Genomic DNA, 23,163 nt, shown 5'->3' with positions numbered 1-23,163 from the left:
GCCTCAGGCGGCCTGGGCGGGAATCGACTCGTTGGTATGGGTCAGGCGGTTGTCGCGATCGACGTAGACCAGCGTCGGCTTGTGCTTCGCCGCTTCGGCGGCATCGCACTGGCCGTAGGCGCAGATGATCACCAGATCGCCCGGTGTCGCCTTGTGCGCGGCCGCGCCATTGACCGAGATGATGCCGCTGCCGGCCTCAGCACGGATCGCGTAGGTGGCGAAACGCTCGCCATTGTTGATGTTGTAGATTTCCACGCGCTCGTTCTCGTGGATGCCGGCGATCTCCAGCAGGCGGCTGTCGATGGCGCAGGAACCCTCGTAATGCAACTCGGCATGGGTCACCGAGGCGCGGTGGATCTTGGCTTTGAGCAGGGTCAGCAACATGGGGCGGCTCCGGGCCGGCATATCTGCGCGCAGTGTAGGCAGTGCCATGGCGCGTCGCAACAATCGACGCGATCCGTTCAGCCGCCGATGCCGGCGGGAAGCGCGAATTCGAGGTTGTCGATCAAGCGTGTCTCACCCAGGCGCGCGGCGATCAGGGCGACGTGCTCGCCGCGCTGCCCGGCCTCGGGCTCGGCCAGTGCCGCGGTGCGCACCACCGCGTAATCGGGGCGGAAGCCCGCTTCGCTCAATTCACGCATCGCATCACGCTCGACCTCGATGCGCGGCTTGCCGGCGAGCATGTCATCGCGCATCGCCTGCAGCACGTGGTGGATGCGCGGCGCGAGGGCGCGCTCGGCGGCGGACAGGTACTGGTTGCGCGAGCTCAGGGCAAGGCCATCGGCCTCGCGCCTGGTCGGCGCGCCGATGATGCGGATCGGGAATGCCAGGTCCTGCACCAGATGGCGGATCACCGCGAGCTGCTGATAGTCCTTGCGACCGAATACCGCGGCCTGCGGCTGCACCTGGTTGAACAGGCGCGCCACCACCGTGGCCACGCCGTCGAAATGCCCGGGCCGATGCGCGCCATCGAGCACTTCGGTAATGCCCGGCACGCGCACCTGCACGCTGTTGCCAAGCCCCAGTGGATACATGCTGTCCACGTCCGGCAACCACAGCAGGTCGCAGCCGGCGGCGGCGAGGCCCGCGGCGTCGGCCTCGGGCGTGCGCGGATAGCGGTCGAAATCCTCGTTCGGGCCGAACTGGGTGGGATTGACGAACACGCTCGCCACCACGCGCTCGCCATGCCGCCGCGCCAATTCGACCAGCGAGTAGTGGCCGGCATGCAGATTGCCCATGGTCGGCACCAGCACCACGCCCTCGCCGGCGCGTCGCCAGGACGCGATCTGCTCGCGCAGTGCCGGCAACTGGTCGATGGTCAGCATTGCGCGCTCAGGCCTGATAGCCGTGTTCGGGTCCGGGGAAACTGCCTTCGCGCACCGCGGCGATGAACGCTTCCACCGCACCGGCGACCGAGCCGCCATCGGCGAGGAAATCGCGCACGAAGCGCGGCCGGCGATGGCCGCTGTCCAGCCCGAGCATGTCGTGCAGCACCAGCACCTGGCCGTCACAGTCCACGCCGGCGCCGATGCCGATGGTGGGGATCGGTGAGGCCGCGGTGATCTCCGCCGCCAGCGCCGAGGGCACCGCCTCGAGCACCAGCAGGCTGGCGCCGGCCTCGGCCACCTCGCGCGCTTCGGCACGCAGCCGCTCGGCCGCCGCATCGCCGCGGCCCTGTACCTTGAAGCCACCGAAGCGCAGCACCGACTGCGGGGTCAGGCCCAGGTGCGCGCAGACCGGGATCTCGCGCTCGACCAGGAAGCGCATGCTCTCGAGCTTGTGCCCGGCGCCCTCCAGCTTGACCATGCCGGCGCCGGCCTGCAGGAAGCGGGTGGCCGCCTGCAGCGCGCGCTCGGGCGTGGCATCGGCCTGGAACGGCATGTCGGCGACGATCAGCGCACGTCGCGTCACCGCCGCCACGCAGCGGGTGTGGTAGGCGATGTCATCCACCGTCACCGCCAGGGTCGAATTGCCGCCCTGCACCACCATGCCCAGCGAATCACCGATCAGGATCAGGTCGATGCCGGCCGTATCCAGGGTGCGGGCGAAACCGGCGTCGTAGCAGGTCAGCATGCTCAGCTTGTGGCCGGCATCGCGCAGTGCGGCCAGTTCGGGAACGGTGACGGGTTTGGGAGCGCTCATGCGGATCGGGGCCGGCGGCGAAAGGTTCCGCGATTGTAGCCGTGGCGGTTCAACGCACCGTGTCGGGCAGCCGTTCCAGCCGTTGTTCCTCGCCCAGCGCCTCTAGCAAGCCAGTGACATCACCGATGCCCGGGATGCACGCCTCGGGCGCGATCTCGGCCAACGGCCGCAGCACGAAGGCGCGCTGCGCCATGCGCGGATGCGGCAGGGTCAGGCCGTCCGTCTCGATCACCGCATCGCCGTGCAGCAGCAGATCGAGGTCGAGCGTGCGCGGCCCCCAGCGCCGTTCGCGGCGGCGATCACGGCCATGTGCGCGCTCGATCGCGAACAACGCCTGCAGCAGTTCCGTCGGCGGCAGCGTGGTGTCGAGCGCGGCCACCGCGTTGACGAAGTCGTCCTGCGCGATGCCGCCCACCGGGGCGCTGCGGTAGAAACCGGAAACCGCCGCCAGCCGTGTCCCGGGCAGCGCATCCAATGCCGCCAGCGCCGCGCGCAAGGTCGCCGGCACATCGCCCACGTTGCCGCCGAGGCCGACGTAGGCCCGCGCGCTCATGTCGCCGCGGGACGCGACGCACGGCGGCGACGCGGTCGCCGGCGACTGGCGGCCTGGCGTGCTTCCTCCGCCGCGATCCGGTCGGGATTGTCGTCATCCGCGGCCACTCGGTCGGGCGTCTCCGGCACGCCCTGCTGGCCACGCCAGAAGGCGATGTCGGCGGCATGCTCGTCCGAGGCGTGCTGGCGCAGTTGCAGGAAGTCGAAGGCCGCACGGAAGCGCGGATGGGCAATGAATCGCGCGACCCGCTTGCGCTGGCCAAAACGCGGCTGCAACAGCCAGATTTCCTGCATCGGGATGGAGAATCGGCGCGGCAGCGCGATCACCCGGGTCTGGTTGAGGGTGACCCGGTCGGCGGCACGACGCTGTGCTTCGGCCGCCTGCATGCCCTGCCCCTGCAGGCGCATCAGTTCGCGGCAGTAAGCCGGCCACAGCAGCAAGGCAAACAGGAAGGCCGGCGATACCGGCTCGCCGGTGGCGACACGGGCATCGGTCGAGGCCAGTCCTGCCAGCAGCATGCGGCGCAATGCACCGCCACGGTTGGCCTTGAGTGCGGCCGCCGCTTCCGGCAACAGCACCGGCAGCAGGCCGTGGCGCTCCAGTCCCTCGAAACTGGCCACTGCATGCCCGGACAGGAACAGCTTGAGGCACTCCTCGAACAGACGCGCCGGCGCCGCCTCGGCCAGCAGGCCGGCCAGACGCGGGATCGGCTCGGCGGTGGTCGGCTCGATGGCGAAATCGAGCTTGGCCGCCAGCCGCACCGCGCGCAGCATGCGCACCGGATCCTCGCGATAACGCGCTTCTGGCTGGCCGATCAGACGCAGCAGGCGCGCCTTGATGTCATCGAAGCCGCCGGCAAAATCGTGGATGGAAAAATCCGCGATGTCGTAATACAGCGCATTGGCGGTGAAGTCGCGGCGCAGTGCGTCTTCCTCGATGCTGCCGTAGATGTTGTCGCGCAGCACGCGGCCATCGTCGTGGATCTCGCGATCACCTTCGTCATCGCCGCCGTTGGCGCGGAAGGTCGCCACTTCGATGATCTCGCGCCCGAACACCACATGCGCCAGGCGGAAGCGGCGGCCGATCAGGCGGCAATTGCGGAACAGCGCCTTGACCTCCTCGGGCGTGGCGTCGGTGGCGACGTCGAAATCCTTGGGCACGACCCCGATCAGCAGGTCGCGCACCGCACCGCCGACGAGGCACGCCTGGTAGCCCGCTTCACGCAGTCGGTACAGGACCCGCACCGCGTTCGGACTGATGTCCTTGCGCGACACCGGATGGGCGTCACGCGGGATCTTGCGCGGCACATGGGTGGGGCAATCGGGATCGGAAGTCATTCAGCCGCGAGGCTCTGCAGGAAGATGAAACCCGCTTATACTATCCGGCGCATCGTATTCATGCGACACGCGCTCCCTTCGTCTAGCGGTCAGGACGCGGCCCTCTCAAGGCTGAAACACGGGTTCGATTCCCGTAGGGAGCGCCATTCCGAGCAAGGTTGCCATGCCCTTCGTCGTCACCGACAACTGCATCAAATGCAAATACACCGACTGCGTCGAGGTCTGCCCGGTGGATTGTTTCCACGAAGGGCCGAACTTCCTGGTGATCGATCCGGTCGAGTGCATCGACTGCACCTTGTGCGAGCCCGAGTGTCCGGCCAACGCGATCTATCCCGAGGATGACGTGCCGGCCGGCCAGGAGCATTTCATCGCGCTCAATGCCGAACTCAGCGCCGAGTGGCCGGTAATCACCACGCGCAAGGATCCGCTGCCCGAGGCCGAGGAGTGGGACGGCAAGCCGAACAAGCTGCCCTACCTCGAGCGCTGAGCTACATCACCGTGATACACGACGGGCGCCATGCGGCGCCCGTTTGCATTGCATGCCGGCAACGCTCGCCGGCTTACTGGCCGCCGAGTGCCACCTTGAGCTGGGCGATCAGGCTGCTGGCCGCCTCACCGGTGGCGGCCAGGCCGCGCGGATCGACCGCCGCCACGGTCACGCCATCGGTGACCTGCACGCTGCGCACCAGGAAATTGCTGCCGCCATAGCTGACGTCATAGGTGCCGAGCAGGTTGGCACGACTGGCGATGGTCAGACCCTCAACCGCTTCCAGCGCCTCGCCAAGGCGGGCGAACACTTCGTCGCGCTGGGCGCCGGGCACGCGGAAGCTGGTCGGCGAAGCGGCCGCTGCCGGGCGCGCCATGCTGGACGCACTGACGCCGCCGCTGGGCGGCAGGTTCATCGCGCCGCTGGTGTCCGGTTGCTGCAGATCCGGCGGCACCTCCAGCGGACGCGCTTCGCCACTCAACTTGTAGGCAGCGGTGTCCTTGCGGAACCAGCTGCAGCCCGAAGTCAGGGCGAGCGTGGCGGCGAGGCTGGCGAGCAGGACGGCACGGCCGGGGGATGCGAGGGACATGGGGAACTCCTGGATGGGCATGGGGCCATCGGTCAATGGCATTCGTTTTCAAGCTCAAGGATAACGGCTGCAGCCACCTGCAGGCGTGTTTGTGCCATTGGCGAAAGCGCGGTCAATGGCAGACGCAGGCCATGGCCGATCCCGGCCTGCCGCAGCAGGGCCTTGACCGGGATCGGATTGGGTTCGCAGCCGAGGAACTCGAACAGCGGCTGCAGGCGTGCATCCAGCGCCTCGGCGGCCGCCGCCTGCCGCGGGTCGCGGGCGAGGTCGCACAGCCGGCGCAGCGCGCGCGGCGCCACGTTCGAGGCCACCGAGACCACGCCGTCGAATCCGGCCTGCATGGCGCGGCGCGCACTCGGATCGTCACCGGACAGCAGGGCAAAACCCGGCCGCGACAACGCGGCCAATGCGGCGATGCGCGCCGGATCGGCAACCGCTTCCTTGAGGCCGATGATGCCGGCTTGCGTGGCCAGCTCGGCCACCGCTTCGGGCTGCAAGTCGCAGCCGGTACGCGTCGGCACGTTGTACAGCAGCACCGGCAGGCCGCCCTCGGCGGCCACCGCGCGGTAATGCGCGATCAACCCCGCCTGGGTCGGGCGCACGTAGGGTGGCGTGACCACCAGCGCGGCATCCGCACCCAGTTCGGCGGCACGGCGGGTCTGCGCAATGGTGCGCGCGGTGGCCGAATGCCCGGTGCCGGCCAGCACCGGCACCCGTCCGGCGACCACGGCCAGCGCCTGGCGCAGCAATTCCTCGTACTCGTCGTCACCCAGCGCGGCGGCCTCGCCGGTCGAACCGGCCACCACCAGCGCCTGCACCCCGCCCTCCAGCTGCATGGCCAGCAACTGTCGCCAGGCGGCGAAGTCCACCGCGCCATCGGCGTCGAAAGGCGTGGCAAGGGCGGTGATGCAACCGGAAATGGCGAGGAGCGTCGAGTTCAAGCAGGGCCTGCGATGGGGGTGGATGGCCGCGCATCAACAGCATGCGGCCGGCGGCATCTTACTTGCGGCCCGAAATGGCGGACAAGTATGCTGGACGGGCTCGCCGGCCGCATGCCGGCTCCTGTTCAGGCCCCAGGGCCCTGGAAGCTGTCTTGAACGAACACACTCCGCGCCCGGCGCAGAACGAAAATCACCTGCTCATCAATGCCTACAGCACGCACCCGGCCTCCCCCCTGCTGGCGGTGACCCGGCGCATCGCCGATTCCGGCTGCAACCTGATCGATGCGCGCCTGACCACGGTCGGCCGCGATGTCTCGGTGGCGGCGCTGGCGGCCGGCTCGTGGGACGCCATCGCCAAGCTCGAAGGCGCCATCGACCGCCTCGCACGCGACGAATCACTGCGCATCGTGCACTACCGCACCGGCCCCAAGCCGCTGCAATCCAACCTGATCCCCTACATCGTCGAAGTGGTCGCCGCGGACAAGCCCGGCATCCTGTTCCAGCTCGCGGACTTCTTCGACCAGCAGGGCATCACGGTGGAAAACCTGCACAGTTCACGCTACAAGGCGATGCAGACCGGGGCCGAAATGTTCACCGCGCAGATCACCATCGGGGTGCCGGCGGACATGCACATCGCGGCCCTGCGCGATGATTTCCTCGATTTCTGCGACCACCTCAACCTGGACGCGATCATGGACCCGATGAAGTTCTGAGGATGGCGATGACCGGCAAGAAACTGCCCGCAAGCACCCTGAAACTGCCGTTGGCACTGGCCAGCGGCGCCAGCACCACGCTCGGCGATTCCGGCGGGCGCTGGCGCGTGCTGTATTTCTACCCCAAGGACCACACGCCCGGCTGCACCACCCAGGGCCGCGATTTCACCGCACTGGTCGAAGACTTCGAACGCTTGGATGCGGAAATCCTCGGCGTCTCGCGCGACTCGCTGCGCACGCATGCCAACTTCATCGCCAAGCAGGGCTTCGGCTTCGACCTGGTCAGCGACCCCGACGAAACCCTCTGTCGCGCGTTCGACGTGATCAAGCCGAAGAAGCTGTACGGCCGCGAATACGAGGGCATCGAGCGCAGCACCTTCCTGATCGACCCGCAGGGCCGCGTGGTGCAGGAATGGCGCAAGGTCAAGGTGCCCGGGCATGCCCAGGCCGTGCTCGAGGCACTGCAGGCGGCGCGCACGCAGTGAAGCCCGCAGCGAAGTATCCCGCCTGCCCGTCCCCGGCCCCGTCGGCGGCGGGCGCCCCGCCATGCGCGGGCGACACCCCGCGCTCCCGGTATTCCACGTCAAGGACCTCCCGATGACCCAAGGCAAGCGCCTGTACGTGCTCGACACCAACGTGCTGATGCACGACCCGACCGCACTGTTCAAGTTCGCCGAGCACGACGTGTACCTGCCGATGCAGGTGATCGAGGAGCTGGACAACGGCAAGAAGGGCACCAGCGAGGCTGCACGCAATGCGCGCCAGGTCAGCCGTTTCATCAACGAATTGATCGAGGAACAGGGTGCGGACAAGCTGGCCACCGGCCTGCAGCTGCGCCCGCCCGGCGGCCTGCAGCTGCGCGGCGTCGGCGCCAGCGGTGTGCTGCGCTTCCAGACCACGGATTTCGGCGGCGGCGGCGAGCGTTTCGGCACGGTGATGCCGGACAACCACATCCTCGCCGCGATCCTCGGCCTGCGCTCGGCCGGCGACGGGCGCGAAGTGGTGTTCGTGTCCAAGGACATCAACCTGCGGATCAAGGCGGCGATCGCCGGCATCCACAGCGAGGATTACGAGAACGATCGCGCGCTGGATGACTTCAACCTGCTCTACACCGGGGCCAGCGCGCTGCCCGAGGATTTCTGGCAGCGCAGCGGCAAGGCGCTGAAATCGTGGACCGACAAGGGACGCACCTACTACGAAGTGGTGCCCGATGCCGATGCCGAGTGGTACCCCAATCAATTCCTCTACCTCCCCGGCGACGAACAGACCGAGTTCCGCGTGGTGTCGGTGGATGGCGAACGCGCGGTGCTGCAGATCGTCGACGATTACCGCAACCAGCAGCATGCGGTGTGGGGCATCACCGCGCGCAACCGCGAGCAGAACTTCGCGCTCAATGCGCTGATGGATCCGGACATCGACTTCGTCACCCTGCTCGGCACCGCCGGCACCGGCAAGACCCTGTTGACCCTGGCGGCGGGGCTGGCGCAGACCATGGACGCGCAGCGCTATCGCGAGATCATCATGACCCGCGCCACGGTCAGCGTGGGCGAGGACATCGGCTTCCTGCCCGGCACCGAGGAAGAGAAGATGACGCCGTGGATGGGCGCGCTGACCGACAACCTCGAAGTGTTGATGCCCAACAGCGGCAAGGGCGGCAGCTGGGAGCAGCAGGCCACCAACGACCTGCTCGCCAGCCGCATCAAGATCCGTGCGCTCAACTTCATGCGCGGGCGCACCTTCCTCTCGCGTTGGCTGATCATCGACGAGGCGCAGAACCTGACGCCCAAGCAAATGAAGACGCTGATCACCCGCGCCGGCCCCGGCACCAAGATCGTGTGCCTGGGCAACGTCGAGCAGATCGACACGCCCTATCTCACCGAAACCACTTCCGGCCTGACCTACGCGGTGGACCGCTTCAAGCACTGGGCGCATTCGGCGCATGTCACCCTGCGTCGCGGCGAGCGCTCGCGGCTGGCGGATTACGCTTCCGACGTGCTGTGAATGGACCGCTGCATGCCTGCCCGCTGAAACCGGTGGCACGACGCCCGGGCGTCGTCGCCGGTCCGCGACTGCATGCGGCACTGTCGCCAATGGCTGGGCCGGCAGCATGAACCGGCAACGCGAAGCGGTGTTCGCGCCCAAGCTGCTCAGCATGCTGCGCGAGGGCTACCGGCTGGCGGACCTGCGCCGCGATGCGGTGGCCGGGCTGACCGTGGCCATCGTCGCCTTCCCGCTGGCGATGGCGCTGGCGATTGCCAGCGGCACTTCGCCGGACAAGGGCCTGGTCACCGCGGTCATCGCCGGCTTCCTGATTTCCGCGCTGGGCGGCTCGCGCTTCCAGGTCGGCGGACCGACCGGCGCGTTCATCCCGGTGGTCTACGCGGTGGTGGTCAGCCACGGCTTCGACGGGTTGGTGCTGGCCACGCTGATGGCCGGCGTGCTGCTGGTGCTGGCCGGCGCGCTGCGCATCGGCGGCTGGATGCGCTTCATGCCGCAGCCGTTGATCATCGGCTTCACCAGCGGCATCGCGGTGATCATCTTCAGCAGCCAGTTGAAGGATCTGCTGGGCCTGCAGGTGGAAAAGGTGCCGGCCGAGTTCCTGCCGATGCTGCGCACCTTGTGGCAGAACCTTGCCAGCTTCAATCCGTGGGCACCGGCGATTGCCATCGGCTGCATCGCGGTGATTGCCGCGCTGCGCCGCTGGGCACCGAAGGCACCGGCCTATCTGATCGTGGTGGTCGCCGCCTCGCTGCTGGTCGGCGTGCTGCAATTGCCGGTCGATACCATCGGCTCGCGCTTCGGCAGCATCGCCAGCCACCTGCCGATGCCGAGTCTGCCGACGATCGATCTGGCGCGGGTGCCGGAGCTGATCCCCTCGGCGATGACCATCGCCTTCCTTGCCGGCATCGAATCCTTGCTCTCGGCCACCGTCGCCGACAACATGGGCGGTGGCCGGCACCGGCCGAATACCGAACTGGTGGCGCAGGGCGTGGCCAATGCCGGCTCGGCGCTGTTTGCCGGGCTGCCAGCCACCGGCGCGATCGCACGCACCGCCACCAACATCCGTGCCGGTGCCTATTCGCCCATGTCCGGCGTGCTGCATGCGGTTTTCATCCTGGTGTTCATGCTGGCGCTGTCCGGACTGGCCCGCTTCGTGCCGCTGCCGGCGCTGGCCGCAGTGCTGGTGATGGTGGCCTGGGGCATGAGCGAGCAACGCGCCTTCCGCCGCACGCTCGGGGCGCCCTATGGCGACCGCGCGGTGCTGCTGGCGACTTTCGCGCTGACCGTGTTCGTCGATCTGACCTTCGCCATCCAGGTCGGCGTGGTCATCGCCGCGCTGGTGTTCATGGTGCGCATGGCCGCGGTGGTGGAAGTCAGCACCGACGTGAAGCTTGCCGGCGCGACGCCCAGCGAAGCCGAGCTGGAAGCCGAGGACATTTCCGAGCGCCTGCGCCTGCCGCCGGGCGTGGAGGTGTTCCGCGTCGTCGGCCCGCTGTTCTTCGGCGCTTCCGGGCGCATCGACGCGCTGCTGGACACGCCGCCGCGCAGGATCGTGCCTGCCGACAAGGCGGGCGATGTGGCACCGCGGGTGCTGATCCTGCGCATGGCACAGGTGCCGATCATCGACGCCAGCGGCGCGCATGCGCTGCAGGGCCTGTACCAGCGCGCCTGCGAACGCGGCATCCATCTGGTGATCAGCGGCCTGCAGCCGCAGGCGCGGCGCACCCTGGCCGGAATGCGCTTTGGTGGCGATGGCCACGGCCTGCACTTCGTGCCGGGCTACGATGCGGCCCTGGACCTTGCCGAAACCCTGTCCCCACTGGCCACCTGCGATTCTTCCCTCGATGACCACTGATCAACGCCCCCCCTGCGTCCTCACCATCGCCGGCTCCGATTCCGGCGGTGGCGCCGGCATCCAGGCCGACCTCAAGACCTTCGCTGCGCATGGCGTGCACGGGCTGACCGTACTGGCCGCGCTGACCGCGCAGAACACCCAAGGGGTGAAGGCGATGCACGTGCCGCCGATGACCTTCATCCGCGCGCAGGTGGATACCTGCTTCGCCGATTTCAACATCGTCGCGGTCAAGCTCGGCATGCTGGCCAACGCCGACGTGGTCGAGGCGGTGGCCGCGTCACTGCAAGCGCACCAACCTGCACACGTGGTGCTGGATCCGGTGATGGTGGCGACCTCGGGTGCCAGGCTGCTCGACGAGGACGCCCACAAGATCCTGCGCGAGCGGCTGCTGCCGATGGCGACGGTGCTCACCCCCAACATCCCGGAAGCCGAATGGCTGCTCGGACGCCGCATCGGGAACGCGGCCGATGCCGAGGCCGCATTGCACGAATTGCGCGCGCTGGGCGCGCAGACGGTGCTGCTCAAGGGCGGGCATCTGGACGAAGGCGCACTGGTGCACGACCGCTGGCTGGATGCGGAAGGCCGCGACGAGTTCGTCCACGCACGGCTCGACATCGAGGGCCATGGCACCGGCTGCACGCTGGCCGCGGCCATCGCCGCGCGCCTGGCGCTGGGGGAACCCCCGCGCCGTGCGGCACGCCTGGCCAGCGAATACGTCGCCCGAGCCCTGCAGCTGGGCTATCGTCCCGGCATGGCCGGCATGCACGTGCTCGACCATTTCGGCGCCATGCGCGGGGCCTGAGGCTGCCCTGGCGCGGTCGCCCGTGTCGCGGGCGCATGCGATAATCGAACGGATTCGGCCCCGTAGCTCAGCTGGATAGAGCATCCCCCTCCTAAGGGGAAGGTCGCACGTTCGAATCGTGCCGGGGTCGCCAGAAGAGCAGAAGTGAGAGACGAGGAGTGAGGAGCGAGAGGCCGACCGCCTCGCACCCCTCCGCTTTGCTCTCACTCCTCACTCCTCACTCCTCACTTCTCGTTTCTCGTTTCTCGCCCTCTGGAGTCCCACATGTCCCTGCATCCCGTTCTTTCCAAGCTTGGTCTTTCCGCCACCGAATCCGGCAGCTACCTCGGCAACGGCGAGTGGTCGAAGACGACCAACGCCGGCGTGCTGGAACCGGTCAATCCGACCACCGCCGAGGTGCTGGGCCAGGTGCATGCCTCCAGCCGCGAGGACTACGAAACGATCATGGATCGTGCCCGCGAGGCGTTCAAGGTGTGGCGCAAGACGCCCGCGCCGCGCCGCGGCGAGGCGATCCGCCTGTGCGCCGACGCGCTGCGCCGGCACAAGGACGCGCTGGGTTCGCTGGTCGCGCTGGAAATGGGCAAGTCCAAGCCCGAGGGTGACGGCGAAGTGCAGGAAATGATCGACATCGGCGATTTCGCCGTCGGCCTGTCGCGGCAGCTGTACGGCCTGACCATGCACAGCGAGCGTCCCGGCCACCGCATGTACGAGCAGTGGCACCCGCTGGGCATCGTCGGCGTGATCTCGGCGTTCAACTTCCCGGTCGCGGTGTGGGCCTGGAACAGCTTCATCGCCGCGGTCTGCGGCAACATCACGGTGTGGAAGCCTTCGCCGAAAACGCCTCTGTCGGCGATCGCCAGCATGAAGATCTGCAACGAGGCGCTGAAGGATGCCGGTTTCCCCGACATCTTCTTCCTGTTCAACGATGCCGGCACCGAGCTGGCGCAGGATTTCGTCGACGACAAGCGCGTGGCACTGGTCAGCTTCACCGGTTCGACCCGCGTCGGTCGTCTGGTCGGCGAGCGCGTGGCGCGGCGCATGGGCCGCTCGCTGCTGGAACTGGGTGGCAACAACGCGATCATCGTCGATGAAACCGCCGACCTGAAGCTGGCGATCCCGGCGATCGTGTTCGGCGCGGTCGGCACCTGCGGCCAGCGCTGCACCACCACCCGCCGCCTGATCGTGCACGAGTCGGTGTATGACGAGGTGCTGGAGAAGCTGGTCGCGGCCTACCGCCAGGTGGAAGGCAAGATCGGCGATCCGACCAACCCGGCCAATCTGGTCGGCCCGCTCAACTCGGCCGATGCGGTGAAGGCGTTCACCGACACCATCGCCAAGGCGCGCGAGGCGGGTGGCACGATCGAAATCGGTGGCGAAGCGATCGAGGGCAAGGGCTTCTTCGTCAAGCCGGCCATCGTCACCGGCCTGGACAATGACGCCGAGGTGGTGCAGACCGAAACCTTCGCTCCGATCCTCTACGTGATGAAGTATTCCGACCTGGACGACGCCATCGACATGCAGAACGGCGTGCCGCAGGGCCTGTCCTCGTCGATCTTCACCACCAACCTCAAGCAGGCCGAGCAGTTCCTCGCCGCCTGGGGCTCGGACTGCGGCATCGCCAACGTCAACATCGGCACCTCGGGCGCGGAAATCGGTGGCGCCTTCGGTGGCGAGAAGGAAACCGGCGGTGGTCGCGAGTCCGGCTCGGATGCGTGGCGTACCTACATGCGCCGGCAGACCAATACCATCAACTACTCCGATGAGCTGCCGCTGGCGCAGGGCATCAAGTTCGATCTCTGAGGTGCACCGGTGAGCGCACAACTGCCGCCCCCGCTGCAGGCCCCCGGCCAACCGCCAGCGCGCCAGACCAGCGCGCTGGCGGTGGTCAGCCTGATCAGCGGCTTGCTCAGCTGGCTTGCACTGCCGTTGGTCGGTTCCGTGGTCGCGATCGTGTGCGGGCACATGGCGCGCAGTGAAATCCGCAAGCAACCACAGCAGCTGGAAGGCGACACCATGGCGGTGATCGGACTGGTGCTGGGCTGGTTGCAGATCGGCTTCGTCGTGCTTGCGCTGCTGGTCATCTTCCTGTTCCTTGGCGGCCTGGCCTGGTTCGGTTTTTCCCGATACTGAGCGATGTACGCCGCGCTGCGCCCCTGGCTGTTCCGCATCGACCCCGAGCGTGCGCATGCGCTCGCCCTGCGCTGGGGCGATATCGCCGCCGCCAGTGGCATCGGCCGGCTGCTGCTGCCAAAGCGGCCGGCACCCTTCCCCACCCGCCTGCTCGGACTCGAGTTCCCCAACCCGGTCGGGCTGGCCGCGGGCCTGGACAAGAACGGCGATCACATCGAAGGCCTGTTCGCGCTCGGTTTCGGCTTCATCGAGGTCGGTACCGTCACCCCGCGCCCGCAGCCGGGCAATCCCGCGCCGCGGCTGTTCCGCCTGCCTGACCAGCGCGCCATCATCAACCGGATGGGCTTCAACAATGACGGCGTGGATGCGTTGGTGCGCAACGTCGAGGCATTGAAGCACCGCCCCGGCATCCTCGGCATCAACATCGGCAAGAACAAGGACACCCCCAATGCCGAGGCCGCCAGCGACTACCTGACCTGCCTGGAACGGGTCTATGCGCTGGCCGATTACGTCACCGTCAACATTTCCTCGCCCAATACCGCGGGCCTGCGCGAGCTGCAGGAAGAACAGCAGTTGCGTGCGCTGATCGGCGCGCTGCGCGAAGGGCAGGAACGCCTGGCTGCGCGCCATGGCAAGCGCGTGCCGTTGCTGGTCAAGGTGGCGCCTGACCTGTCCGACGATGACATCGACGCCGCCAGCCGGGTGCTGGACGATCTCGGCGTGGACGGCGTGGTCGCGACCAATACCACCATCAGCCGTGCGACGATCAGCGGACATCCATTGGCCGGCGAAGCCGGCGGCCTGTCGGGCGCACCGCTGCTTGGCCGCTCCACCGCCACCCTGCGCCGCCTGCGCACACGCCTGCCCGATTCGCTGCCGTTGATCGGCGTGGGCGGCATCCTCTCCGGTGCCGACGCGGTGGCCAAGACCGCGGCTGGCGCGCAACTGGTGCAGCTCTACAGCGGGCTGATCTATCGCGGCCCGCGTCTGGTCGGCGAGTGCGTGGAGGCGATCCGCCGGCGCAAGGAAGCCCCCAGCAGCGGTGCCCGCCGCACCCCATGAGCCAGCACACGGCGCCCGCCGGCACGATCCGCGAACACTCGCACGCCGCGCTGCCCAATACCTTCGCCCTGCCCGCGCATGCGCGCCGCCTGTTGCAGGTGTCGGATGTCGATCAGCTGCCGCAAGCACTGGCACGGGCCGGCGATGACGCCTTGCTGATCGGTGCCGGCAGCAACCTGCTGCTGGTGGCCGAGGAGATCGATTGCGCGGTGCAGGTGAGCGACCGCCGCATCGACTGCACGCGCGAAGCCGATGGCAGCCTGCGCCTGCGCGTCGCCGCCGGCATGGTCTGGCACGAACTGGTGATGCATTCGCTGGCGATCGGCGGCTGCGGACTGGAAAACCTCGCGCTGATTCCCGGCAGCGTCGGCGCCGCGCCGATCCAGAACATCGGCGCCTATGGCGTCGAGGTGATGGACCTGATCGAACGGGTCGAAGTGCATGACCGCCAGCGCGGCCAGACGCGCTGGTGGAGCCATCGCGAATGCGGCTTCTCCTATCGCGACAGCGCGTTCAAGCACGATCCGCAACGACATGCCGTGCTGCGCGTCGAGTTCCGCCTTGGCAGCACGCCACGGCTGAAGCTGGACTATGCCGGCATCGGCAGCGAGCTGGAACAGATGGGCGTGACCACGCCGGGCCCGCGTGATGTCGCCGCAGCAGTGATCCGCCTGCGCCAGCGCAAGTTGCCCGACCCGGCGCAGCTGCCCAATGCCGGCAGCTTCTTCAAGAACCCGCTGGTGCCGCTGGCCAAGGCCGAGGCGCTGCGTGCCGAGCATCCCGCGCTGCCGCTGTACCCCGCCGCGGACCCGCAGCTGCGCAAGCTGTCGGCGGCGTGGCTGATCGAACAATGCGGCTGGAAAGGCCGGCGCCAGGGCGATGCCGGCATCGCGCCCGGACACGCGCTGGTGCTGGTCAACCATGGCCGCGCCAGCGGTGCGCAACTGCTGGCACTGGCACGCGAGGTCGCCGCCAGCGTGCAGCAGCGCTTCGGCGTGTGCATCGAGCCCGAACCCCGCCTGATCGGTGCCGACTGGTGAGCCGCAGCCTGCGCGCCGCCCTGCTGATGCTGGCCAGCACGTTGAGCTTCGGCGTGATGGCGCTGACCATCCGCCTCGCCTCGCATGCGGTGGACACCTGGGAAATCGCCTTCTTCCGCAATTCGCTCGGCCTGCTGTTCCTGCTGCCGCTGCTGCTCGGCCCCACGCTGCGCGCGCCGCGGCCGATGGCGGCGATGCGCGAGGCGGTGCACACCACGCAGCTGCCGCGCTATTTCCTGCGCTGCCTGATCGGCCTGATCGGCATGTTCTGCATGTTCTGGTCTCTGGCGCATCTGCCGCTCGGGCAGGCCATCGCGCTGTCGTATTCCTCGCCGATCTTCGTCACCATCTTCGCCGTGCTGATGCTCGGCGAGAAGGTGCGCGTGCGCCGCTGGCTGGCGGTGCTGATCGGCTTCCTCGGCGTGCTGCTGATCGTGCGTCCGTGGTCACACGCGTTCTCCCCGGCGCTGCTGGTGGCGGTGGCCGGTGCGGTGATGAGCGCGCTGGTGGCGATCCAGATCAAGCAGCTGGCGCGGGTGGATGGCGCCAACGCGATCGTGTTCTGGACCTACGTGTTCTGGACCCCGATGTCGTTGCTGCCGGCGATCCTGGTATGGCGCTGGCCACAGGACGGACTGATCTGGACCTGGCTGATACTGACCGGCCTGTTCGGCACCCTCGGCCAGTTGCTGTGGACGCGCGCGCTCAAGCTCGGTGACGTTTCCGCGCTGACCCCGATCAGTTTCGTGCAGCTGCCGTTCGTCGCGCTGATGGGCTGGTGGCTGTTTGGCGAAGGCATCGACCGCTGGACCGTGTTCGGCGCCGGCATCATCCTCGGCGCCAATGGCTACATCGCGCACCGTGAGGCGCGACTGGCACGGCGCAAGGCCACCCAGGCACCCAGCGAGGCGGTGCCATCGGGCAGTTGAGGCCGGTGTGCGGTAACGCTATCCGCCGATGCGCCCACGCCACGGCCGATGGCGCAGGCCGAACAGCAGCAGGTACACGCCGACCACCCATGCCAGCGCCGCACTCCAGCCGGCGAGGATGTCACTCGGGTAATGCACGCCGAGATAGACCCGCGAGGCGCCGACCATCGGCACCAGCACCAGCATCGAGGCCAGCACCGGCACGCGCCAACGGGTGCGCCAGGCCAGCAGCACCAGCACCGCGGCAAGGGTCATCGAGCCCATTGCGTGCCCGCTGGGAAAGCTGTAGCCGTCGGCCGTGGTCAGCCATTCCCAAAGCGAAGGCCGCGGCCGGCCGTAGTGATGCTTGGCGGCGACGTTGAGCAGGCCCGAACCGGCCAGTGCAAGACCGGCGAACAGACCCTCGCGCCAGCGTCGCCGCGCAGCCAGCACCAACACCAGCAGGATGTCGAACGGCACCACGCCCCAGCCGTAGCCAAGGTGGGTGAAGAACACGAAGACCGTGTCCAGCAACGGGCTGCGATGCGCCTCGAACCAGGCCAGCAACGGCAGGTCGAAGAAGAACGCCTCGCCTTCATGCACTTCCTCGGCCAGCTCGCCGAACAACCACAGCGGCAGCAGCAGCGCGGCAAACAGCAGCGCAAGGCGCAGGCCATGCCGGCGCAAGGCGTGTGCGCCATAGCGCAGGCCTTCGCGCGGCAGCGCCAGCGGATCAGTCGGCGGCGTGGGCGGTGTAACGTCGCTCGACATAGGCATCGATCAGCTCGATGAACTCGGCGGCAATGTTGTCGCCGCGCAGGGTCACGGCCTTCTCGCCATCGACGAACACCGGCGCCGCCGGCGCTTCGCCGGTGCCCGGCAGCGAGATGCCGATGTCGGCATGGCGCGATTCGCCCGGCCCGTTGACGATGCAGCCCATCACCGCCAATGTCATGTTCTCCGCGCCGGGATGCTTGATCTTCCATTCCGGCATCTTCTCGCGCACATGCGCCTGCACCACCCCGGCCAGTTCCTGGAAGAACTCGCTGGTGGTGCGTCCGCAACCCGGGCAGGCGGTGACCATCGGGGTGAACGCGCGCAGGCCCATCGTCTGCAGCAGTTCCTGGGCCACCACGACCTCGGCGGTGCGCGACTGCCCCGGCTCGGGCGTGAGCGAGATGCGGATGGTGTCGCCGATGCCTTCCTGCAGCAGCACCGCGAGCGCGGCGCTGGAGGCGACGATGCCCTTGCTGCCGATGCCCGCTTCGGTCAGGCCCAGATGCAGGGCGAAGTCGCTGCGCCGGGCGAGGTCGCGGTACACCGCGATCAATTCCTGCACCCCGCTGACCTTGGCACTGAGCACGATGTGGTCGGCGGGCAGACCCAGTTCGACCGCACGCTGCGCCGAATCCAGCGCCGAGCGGATCAGCGCTTCGCGCAGCACGCGAGCGGCGTCCCAGGGCTCGGCGCGGCGCGCGTTCTCGTCCATCAACGCCGCCGCCAGCGACTGGTCGAGCGAGCCCCAATTGGCGCCGATGCGCACCGGCTTGCCGTGGCGCATGGCGAACTCGATCAGTTGCGCGAACTGGCTGTCGCGCTTCTTGCCGAAACCGACGTTGCCGGGATTGATGCGGTACTTCGCCAGCGCTTCGGCACAGGCCGGCTCGTTCGCCAGCAGGGTATGTCCGTTGTAGTGGAAATCGCCGATCAGCGGCACCTCGATGCCCATCATCGCCAGCTTCTCGACGATGCGCGGCACCGCGGCCGCGGATTCGGCATTGTTCACCGTGACCCGCACCAGCTCCGAGCCCGCGCGCCACAGCTCGGCCACCTGCCGCACCGTGCCCTGCACGTCGGCGGTGTCGGTATTGGTCATCGACTGCACCACGATCGGCGCGTCGCCGCCCACGCGCACGCCGCCGATGTCCACCGCGCGGGTGGCGTGGCGCGGGGCGGGGCCGAAATCGGCGATGTCGGGGCGGGCGGGATCGGCTTCCATGTGCGGATTATAGGGAGCCTCGCGTATCCTGCCGCGATGGCGCAGACCCCGCCCGACACCATCCTCAGCCCGAGCCAGCTCAACACGCTGGCGCGCAACCTGCTGGAAGACGCCTTCCCGCTGGTCTGGATCGAGGGCGAGCTGGGCCAGGTGGCGCGGCCTGCCTCCGGCCACCTGTATCTGACCCTCAAGGACGCCCGCGCCCAGGTGCGTGCGGCGATGTTCAAGCCGAAATCGGGCTGGCTCAAGTTCGTGCCGCGCGAGGGCATGCGCGTGCTCGCGCGCGGGCGGCTGACGCTGTACGAGGCGCGTGGCGAGTACCAGCTGGTGCTCGAACACATGGAAGAGGCCGGCGAAGGCGCGCTGCGCCGCGCGTTCGAGGAACTCAAGGCGCGGCTGCAGGCCGAAGGCCTGTTCGATGCCGCGCGCAAACTGCCCTTGCCCGCCTTCCCGCGCCGCCTCGGCCTCATCACCTCCCCCGGCGGCGCCGCGGTGCATGACGTGCTCTCGGTGCTGGCGCGGCGCTTTCCGCTGCTGGAGGTCGAAGTGCTGCCGGTGCCGGTTCAGGGCAGCACCGCCCCGCCGCAGATCCGCGGCATGCTCTCGCGCGCGATCAGCAGCGGCCGCTACGATCTGTTGCTGCTGGCCCGCGGCGGTGGCTCGCTGGAAGACCTGTGGGCATTCAATGACGAACAGCTGGCGCGCGCGATCGCAGCCTCGCCGGTGCCGGTGGTCAGCGCGATCGGACATGAAAGCGATTTTTCCCTGAGCGATTTCGCCGCCGACCTGCGCGCGCCGACGCCCTCGGCCGCGGCCGAACTGATCGCGCCCGAGCGCATCGCCCTGAGCCAGCGCCTGCAGCGCCTGCAGCAACGCCTGGCGAGCCAGCAACAGCACCGCCTGCGCAATGCCATGCAGCGTCTGGATCGTGCCCAGCTGCGCCTGCGTGCACAGCGCCCGCAGGCGCGCCTGGCCATGCTGCGCAGCCGCCAGCAGCAGGCACGGCAACGGCTGGATGCCGCGCTGGCACGGCAGTTGCAGACCGCGCTGGCGCGTACCCGGCAGGCCGGCCTCGGCCTGCGCATGCATGCACCGCGGCAGCGGCTGGATGCGCTCGCGCAGCGCCTGCGCAGCCTGCAAGACCGTCCGCAGGCACTGGTTCTGGCACGACTGCGCTGGCAGCAGCAGCGCCTGACCGGGCTGGCGCGTGCATTGGAGGCGGTCAGCCCGCTGGCCACCGTCGCGCGCGGCTACGCCATCCTGCGCCATGCCGATGGCCGGGTGGTGCGCCGGGTGGACGATGCCGCGCCCGGCGATGCACTCTCCGCGCGGCTCGCCGATGGCGAACTGCGGCTGCGCGTCGAGGCCGGCGAAGACTGAAGCCTTCTTCGCCCCGCGCCGACATCGCCCGGGCTAGGCTGACCGCGAGTCATCCGCATCCCGGCCAATGAAACTGCGCAAGACCTATCCGCTGTACCTCGCCAACCGCGCCGTGCCCGGCGCCGACATGCTGGAGGTGCTCGACAAATACAGCGGCAAGCGCGCCACCCGCGTCGCCTGGGCCGATGCCGCACTGGTACGCAAGGCGATCGTCGCCGGTCACAAGGCACGTGCAGCGATGGCGGCGTTCGCCCCCGACCGCCGCCGCGCGGTACTGCAGCATTGCGTGCGGCGCTTCGAAGAGCGCCGCGAGGAGCTGGCGCAGGCCCTGTGCATCGAGGCCGGCAAGCCGATCCGCGACGCACGCGGTGAAGTCACCCGGCTGATCGAGACCTTCGACATCGCCGCCGGCGAAGCGATCCGCATCGGCGGCGAGATGACCGAGCTGGGCATCGCCGAGCGCAGCCGTGGCTGGTCGGCCCTTACCCGCCGCGTGCCGATCGGCCTGTGCAGCTTCATCACCCCGTTCAACTTTCCACTCAACCTGGTCGCGCACAAGGTGGCGCCGGCAATCGCCGCGGGTTGCCCGTTCGTGCTCAAGCCGGCGGCGAAGACGCCGGTCGGCGCGCTGATCATCGGCGAGATCCTCGCCGAAACCGACCTGCCCAGGGGGGCGTTCTCGATCCTGCCCTGCTCCAACGACGATGCCGCGCAACTGGTCGAGGACGAGCGCATCGCCCTGCTCTCGTTCACCGGCGGCCTGGTCGGCTGGGAACTCAAGGCGCGTGCCGGCAAGAAAAAGGTCACCCTCGAACTGGGCGGCAACGCCGCCTGCATCGTCGATGCCGATCCCGGTGTGCCGTTGCCGCAGGTGGTCGAGCGGCTGGTGTTCGGCGGCTGGTACCAGAGCGGGCAGAGCTGCATCAGCGTGCAGCGCATCCTGGTGCACCGCGAGGTGTACGAACCGCTGAAGAAGCAACTGCGCGCACGGATCAAGGCACTGCCGATGGGCGACCCGCGCGATGAGGACACCTTCATCGGGCCGATGATCGACGAGGACGCCGCGCAACGGGTCGAGGGCTGGATCGCGCAGGCGCGCCGGCAGGGTGCCAAACTGCTGGCCGGTGGCGCGCGCCAGGGCAACATGCTGCCGGCGCACCTGCTGGAAAACGTGCCGCACGACTGCGCGCTGTACCGCCAGGAGGTGTTCGGGCCGGTGGCGATGCTCGAGCCGTTCGAGGATTTCGCTCAGGCGCTGGAGCGTGCCAATGACAGCGACTTCGGGCTGCAGGCCGGCGTGTTCAGCGCCCGTGTCGAACACGCGATGCAGGCCTGGCGCGAGCTCGAGGTCGGCGCGGTGGTGCTCGGCGACGTGCCCAGCTTCCGTGTCGACAACATGCCCTATGGCGGGGTCAAGGATTCGGGCATCGGCCGCGAAGGCGTGGCCAGTGCCATCGCCGACATGACCGAACCGCGTCTGTTGCTGCTGCGAACCTGAACCATGCATCGGCGCGTGACCCCGTTTGCCATCACGGCACGTTTCCATGCACGTGACTGCCTGCATCCCGCTGCCACCGCCCACCTTCCCGCACTGCCGCGCAGGGCGTAGCCTGCATGCCATGGAACCCGGACACGCCAGCACGGATGACACCCCCGCGGATGACGCGGTGCTGATGCGTGATTGGGCCGCCGGCGACGGCGACGCATTCACGCAGCTGTATGCGCGCCACCGCCTGCCGCTGTACCGCTTCCTGCTGCGCCACCTGCGCGATGCGGCGCTGGCCGAGGAACTGTTCCAGGATGTGTGGCAACGGGTCATCGCCGCGCATCGCGAGTGGAAACCGGATGCGCCGTTCAGCGGCTGGCTGTACCGCATCGCGCACAATCGGCTGAACGACCATTGGCGGGCACGCAAGCACCGCCCGCCGGCACCCGGCGATGCCGAGGAACGCATCGCGCGCATCAGCGATCACGAGACGCCGGAGCGCGCCTTGTCGGAGTTCGAGGAGCGTCGGCGCCTGCAGCTGGCGCTGGACGAGCTTCCCGAAGAGCAGCGCATGGTGCTGCTGTTGCGACTGGAGCAGGAACTGAGCCTGGAGGAAATCGCCAACGCCACCGGCGTGGGTCGGGAAACGGTCAAATCGCGCCTGCGCTACGCGATGGACAAATTGCGCGCGAGGTTGAATCCATGAGCAAGCACGCCAAACCCGGGCACGACGCACTCGACGCCGAAGAGCGCGCGCTGGCGGATCGGCTCGCGCGCATCGCGCCGCATGGCGAGCCGTCGGCGGCGACCGATGCGCGCATCCTGGCGCTGGCCACCGGCACGGCGAGCGCCACGCGCGCACCACGCCGACGCCCGGCACGCTGGCCGGTCTGGCTCGGCGTGGCCGCCTCGCTGGTGGTGGTCGCCGGCATTGGCTGGCAGCTCGAGCCGCTGCTGCAGCGGGGCCAGCGCGTGGTCTACGAAGCCCCGGCGACGGTGGCTGCCGATGATCGCGACGGCCAGCGTCAGCCGATCGATTACCTGCCTGCGGACAGCGCTGACAACGCCACGACCGCGCTGCCGCCACCTCCGCCGCCACCGCCCGAGCCCGTGGCACCCCGCAGCGCGCAGCCGCGTGCAGCACGGCAGGCTGCAGTCGAGCGCGCAGCGGCGCCCGCAAGCGAGGCAACGGCGCAGGCCGCGCGCACACCGACAGCTGATGCTGTGGTTGCCAGTCCGCGCCAGGCGCCGGCGGTGGCGGCCGAACTTCCCGGCGCGCCGCCGATCCCGCTGCCCGACGCGCCGGTCGCACCGGCTGCATCGGCCGCGGCTGCACGCACGGCCGCTCAAGGCCAGTCCACGGCGGCCAAGCCTGCCACCACGGTGGCGGCCGAACGCACCGCGGTCGAGCCTGCAGCAACGCAAGCGGCCAGCGAGTCCCGGATGGCCACCCCGGCACCCCGTGCCGCGGCACGTCCGGCACTCAGCGCCGCGGAAGCCACTCCGAAAGCAGACACATCCGACGCATTCGACGAGCGCCCACCGCTCAGCGCCACCGCGCCCACGGTGCACAAGGCCTGGCTGGAGCGCATCCGCACCTTGCGCGACGAAGGCCGCATCGAGGAAGCGCGTGCCAGCATGCGTGAATTCGTGCAGCGCAACCCGCGTGTGGAAGTGCCCGAGGATCTCAAGCCCCTGCTGGCCGAACCCGGGCCCAAACCCGAGCCTTGAACCGACG

General features: G+C 68.7%; 24 protein-coding genes and 2 tRNA genes. 17 read left to right on the top strand and 9 right to left on the bottom strand.

Features of this window, described 5'->3' with window-relative positions; translation table 11 throughout:
- Positions 1-3 precede the first annotated feature (3 nt).
- From panD to pcnB, 5 genes are all read right to left on the bottom strand, one after another.
- Positions 4-384 (bottom strand): aspartate 1-decarboxylase, encoded by a 381-nt coding sequence (panD, locus tag ACW11F_RS08895; protein WP_456996492.1) that lies wholly within the window; start codon positions 382-384, stop codon positions 4-6.
- 77 nt (positions 385-461) lie between these two features.
- On the bottom strand, positions 462-1,325 hold the full coding sequence (gene panC, locus ACW11F_RS08890; protein ID WP_456996491.1) for a pantoate--beta-alanine ligase: 864 nt from the start codon (positions 1,323-1,325) through the stop codon (positions 462-464).
- 7 nt (positions 1,326-1,332) lie between these two features.
- A complete protein-coding gene (gene panB / locus ACW11F_RS08885; RefSeq protein WP_456996490.1) occupies positions 1,333-2,142 on the bottom strand; it encodes a 3-methyl-2-oxobutanoate hydroxymethyltransferase in 810 nt (269 codons plus the stop codon).
- Between the two features lie 49 nt (positions 2,143-2,191).
- Entirely contained in the window at positions 2,192-2,695 is a 504-nt protein-coding gene (folK, locus tag ACW11F_RS08880) for a 2-amino-4-hydroxy-6-hydroxymethyldihydropteridine diphosphokinase (protein WP_456996489.1), read from the bottom strand.
- Positions 2,692-4,032 carry a polynucleotide adenylyltransferase PcnB gene (pcnB, locus tag ACW11F_RS08875; RefSeq protein WP_456996488.1) on the bottom strand — a complete coding sequence of 447 codons (1,341 nt, stop codon included), beginning with the start codon at positions 4,030-4,032 and terminating at the stop codon, positions 2,692-2,694. The genes folK and pcnB overlap by 4 nt, the downstream gene beginning before the upstream one ends.
- Positions 4,033-4,103: 71 nt before the next feature.
- Here pcnB and ACW11F_RS08870 point away from each other — a divergent pair.
- Together ACW11F_RS08870 and fdxA are read left to right on the top strand one after the other, a co-directional pair.
- Positions 4,104-4,178, top strand: a tRNA-Glu gene (locus tag ACW11F_RS08870).
- Between the two features lie 17 nt (positions 4,179-4,195).
- Complete coding sequence (gene fdxA / locus ACW11F_RS08865; protein ID WP_456996487.1) at positions 4,196-4,519, top strand: ferredoxin FdxA; 324 nt, start codon at positions 4,196-4,198, stop codon at positions 4,517-4,519.
- Between the two features lie 73 nt (positions 4,520-4,592).
- Here the strand turns inward: fdxA and ACW11F_RS08860 are convergent, their stop codons facing one another.
- On the bottom strand, positions 4,593-5,108 hold the full coding sequence (locus tag ACW11F_RS08860; protein WP_456996486.1) for a hypothetical protein: 516 nt from the start codon (positions 5,106-5,108) through the stop codon (positions 4,593-4,595).
- A gap of 32 nt (positions 5,109-5,140) precedes the next feature.
- Positions 5,141-6,049 (bottom strand): 4-hydroxy-tetrahydrodipicolinate synthase, encoded by a 909-nt coding sequence (gene dapA / locus ACW11F_RS08855; protein WP_456996485.1) that lies wholly within the window; start codon positions 6,047-6,049, stop codon positions 5,141-5,143.
- A 152-nt stretch (positions 6,050-6,201) separates the two neighbouring features.
- On the opposite strand from dapA, the gene ACW11F_RS08850 reads away from it, so the two are divergent.
- From ACW11F_RS08850 to ACW11F_RS08800, 11 genes are all read left to right on the top strand, one after another.
- On the top strand, positions 6,202-6,762 hold the full coding sequence (locus ACW11F_RS08850) for a glycine cleavage system protein R (protein WP_456996484.1): 561 nt from the start codon (positions 6,202-6,204) through the stop codon (positions 6,760-6,762).
- 8 nt (positions 6,763-6,770) lie between these two features.
- The gene (locus ACW11F_RS08845) at positions 6,771-7,247 is read left to right on the top strand and encodes a peroxiredoxin (RefSeq protein ID WP_456996483.1); all 477 of its coding nucleotides are present in this window, start codon (positions 6,771-6,773) and stop codon (positions 7,245-7,247) included.
- A 112-nt stretch (positions 7,248-7,359) separates the two neighbouring features.
- Positions 7,360-8,763 carry a PhoH family protein gene (locus ACW11F_RS08840; RefSeq protein ID WP_456996482.1) on the top strand — a complete coding sequence of 468 codons (1,404 nt, stop codon included), beginning with the start codon at positions 7,360-7,362 and terminating at the stop codon, positions 8,761-8,763.
- A gap of 106 nt (positions 8,764-8,869) precedes the next feature.
- A complete protein-coding gene (locus ACW11F_RS08835) occupies positions 8,870-10,618 on the top strand; it encodes a SulP family inorganic anion transporter (RefSeq protein ID WP_456996481.1) in 1,749 nt (582 codons plus the stop codon).
- Positions 10,608-11,420: a bifunctional hydroxymethylpyrimidine kinase/phosphomethylpyrimidine kinase gene (gene thiD, locus ACW11F_RS08830; protein WP_456996480.1), complete on the top strand. Its 813-nt coding sequence runs from the start codon at positions 10,608-10,610 to the stop codon at positions 11,418-11,420. Before ACW11F_RS08835 ends, thiD begins: the two co-directional genes overlap by 11 nt.
- Positions 11,421-11,476: 56 nt before the next feature.
- Positions 11,477-11,553, top strand: a tRNA-Arg gene (locus ACW11F_RS08825).
- A 131-nt stretch (positions 11,554-11,684) separates the two neighbouring features.
- Positions 11,685-13,220 (top strand): L-piperidine-6-carboxylate dehydrogenase, encoded by a 1,536-nt coding sequence (gene amaB, locus ACW11F_RS08820; protein ID WP_456996479.1) that lies wholly within the window; start codon positions 11,685-11,687, stop codon positions 13,218-13,220.
- Positions 13,221-13,229: 9 nt separating this feature from the next.
- Positions 13,230-13,550 (top strand): DUF4190 domain-containing protein, encoded by a 321-nt coding sequence (locus ACW11F_RS08815; RefSeq protein WP_456996478.1) that lies wholly within the window; start codon positions 13,230-13,232, stop codon positions 13,548-13,550.
- A 3-nt stretch (positions 13,551-13,553) separates the two neighbouring features.
- Entirely contained in the window at positions 13,554-14,612 is a 1,059-nt protein-coding gene (locus ACW11F_RS08810) for a quinone-dependent dihydroorotate dehydrogenase (RefSeq protein WP_456996477.1), read from the top strand.
- Positions 14,609-15,652: a UDP-N-acetylmuramate dehydrogenase gene (murB, locus tag ACW11F_RS08805; RefSeq protein WP_456996476.1), complete on the top strand. Its 1,044-nt coding sequence runs from the start codon at positions 14,609-14,611 to the stop codon at positions 15,650-15,652. The genes ACW11F_RS08810 and murB overlap by 4 nt, the downstream gene beginning before the upstream one ends.
- 8 nt (positions 15,653-15,660) lie before the next feature.
- A complete protein-coding gene (locus tag ACW11F_RS08800) occupies positions 15,661-16,581 on the top strand; it encodes a DMT family transporter (RefSeq protein WP_456996588.1) in 921 nt (306 codons plus the stop codon).
- Positions 16,582-16,599: 18 nt separating this feature from the next.
- Here the strand turns inward: ACW11F_RS08800 and ACW11F_RS08795 are convergent, their stop codons facing one another.
- Both ACW11F_RS08795 and ispG read right to left on the bottom strand, forming a co-directional pair.
- Positions 16,600-17,331 (bottom strand): phosphatase PAP2 family protein, encoded by a 732-nt coding sequence (locus tag ACW11F_RS08795; RefSeq protein ID WP_456996475.1) that lies wholly within the window; start codon positions 17,329-17,331, stop codon positions 16,600-16,602.
- Positions 17,294-18,559 (bottom strand): flavodoxin-dependent (E)-4-hydroxy-3-methylbut-2-enyl-diphosphate synthase, encoded by a 1,266-nt coding sequence (ispG, locus tag ACW11F_RS08790; protein WP_456996474.1) that lies wholly within the window; start codon positions 18,557-18,559, stop codon positions 17,294-17,296. The genes ACW11F_RS08795 and ispG overlap by 38 nt, the downstream gene beginning before the upstream one ends.
- 36 nt (positions 18,560-18,595) lie before the next feature.
- Here ispG and xseA point away from each other — a divergent pair, with 36 nt between their 5' ends.
- The 4 genes from xseA to ACW11F_RS08770 all read left to right on the top strand — a co-directional run bounded on the left by xseA (position 18,596) and on the right by ACW11F_RS08770 (position 23,156).
- Positions 18,596-19,939: an exodeoxyribonuclease VII large subunit gene (gene xseA, locus ACW11F_RS08785; RefSeq protein ID WP_456996473.1), complete on the top strand. Its 1,344-nt coding sequence runs from the start codon at positions 18,596-18,598 to the stop codon at positions 19,937-19,939.
- 67 nt (positions 19,940-20,006) lie between these two features.
- Positions 20,007-21,437, top strand: a complete 1,431-nt coding sequence (locus ACW11F_RS08780) for an aldehyde dehydrogenase family protein (protein WP_456996472.1) — start codon at positions 20,007-20,009, stop codon at positions 21,435-21,437.
- A gap of 121 nt (positions 21,438-21,558) precedes the next feature.
- Positions 21,559-22,131, top strand: a complete 573-nt coding sequence (locus ACW11F_RS08775; RefSeq protein ID WP_456996471.1) for an RNA polymerase sigma factor — start codon at positions 21,559-21,561, stop codon at positions 22,129-22,131.
- Positions 22,128-23,156, top strand: a complete 1,029-nt coding sequence (locus tag ACW11F_RS08770) for a hypothetical protein (RefSeq protein ID WP_456996470.1) — start codon at positions 22,128-22,130, stop codon at positions 23,154-23,156. Before ACW11F_RS08775 ends, ACW11F_RS08770 begins: the two co-directional genes overlap by 4 nt.
- Positions 23,157-23,163 lie beyond the last annotated feature (7 nt).

The sequence above is a fragment of the Luteimonas sp. e5 genome, assembly GCF_054031035.1.
This window is presented reverse-complemented; position numbering and strand designations above follow the sequence as displayed.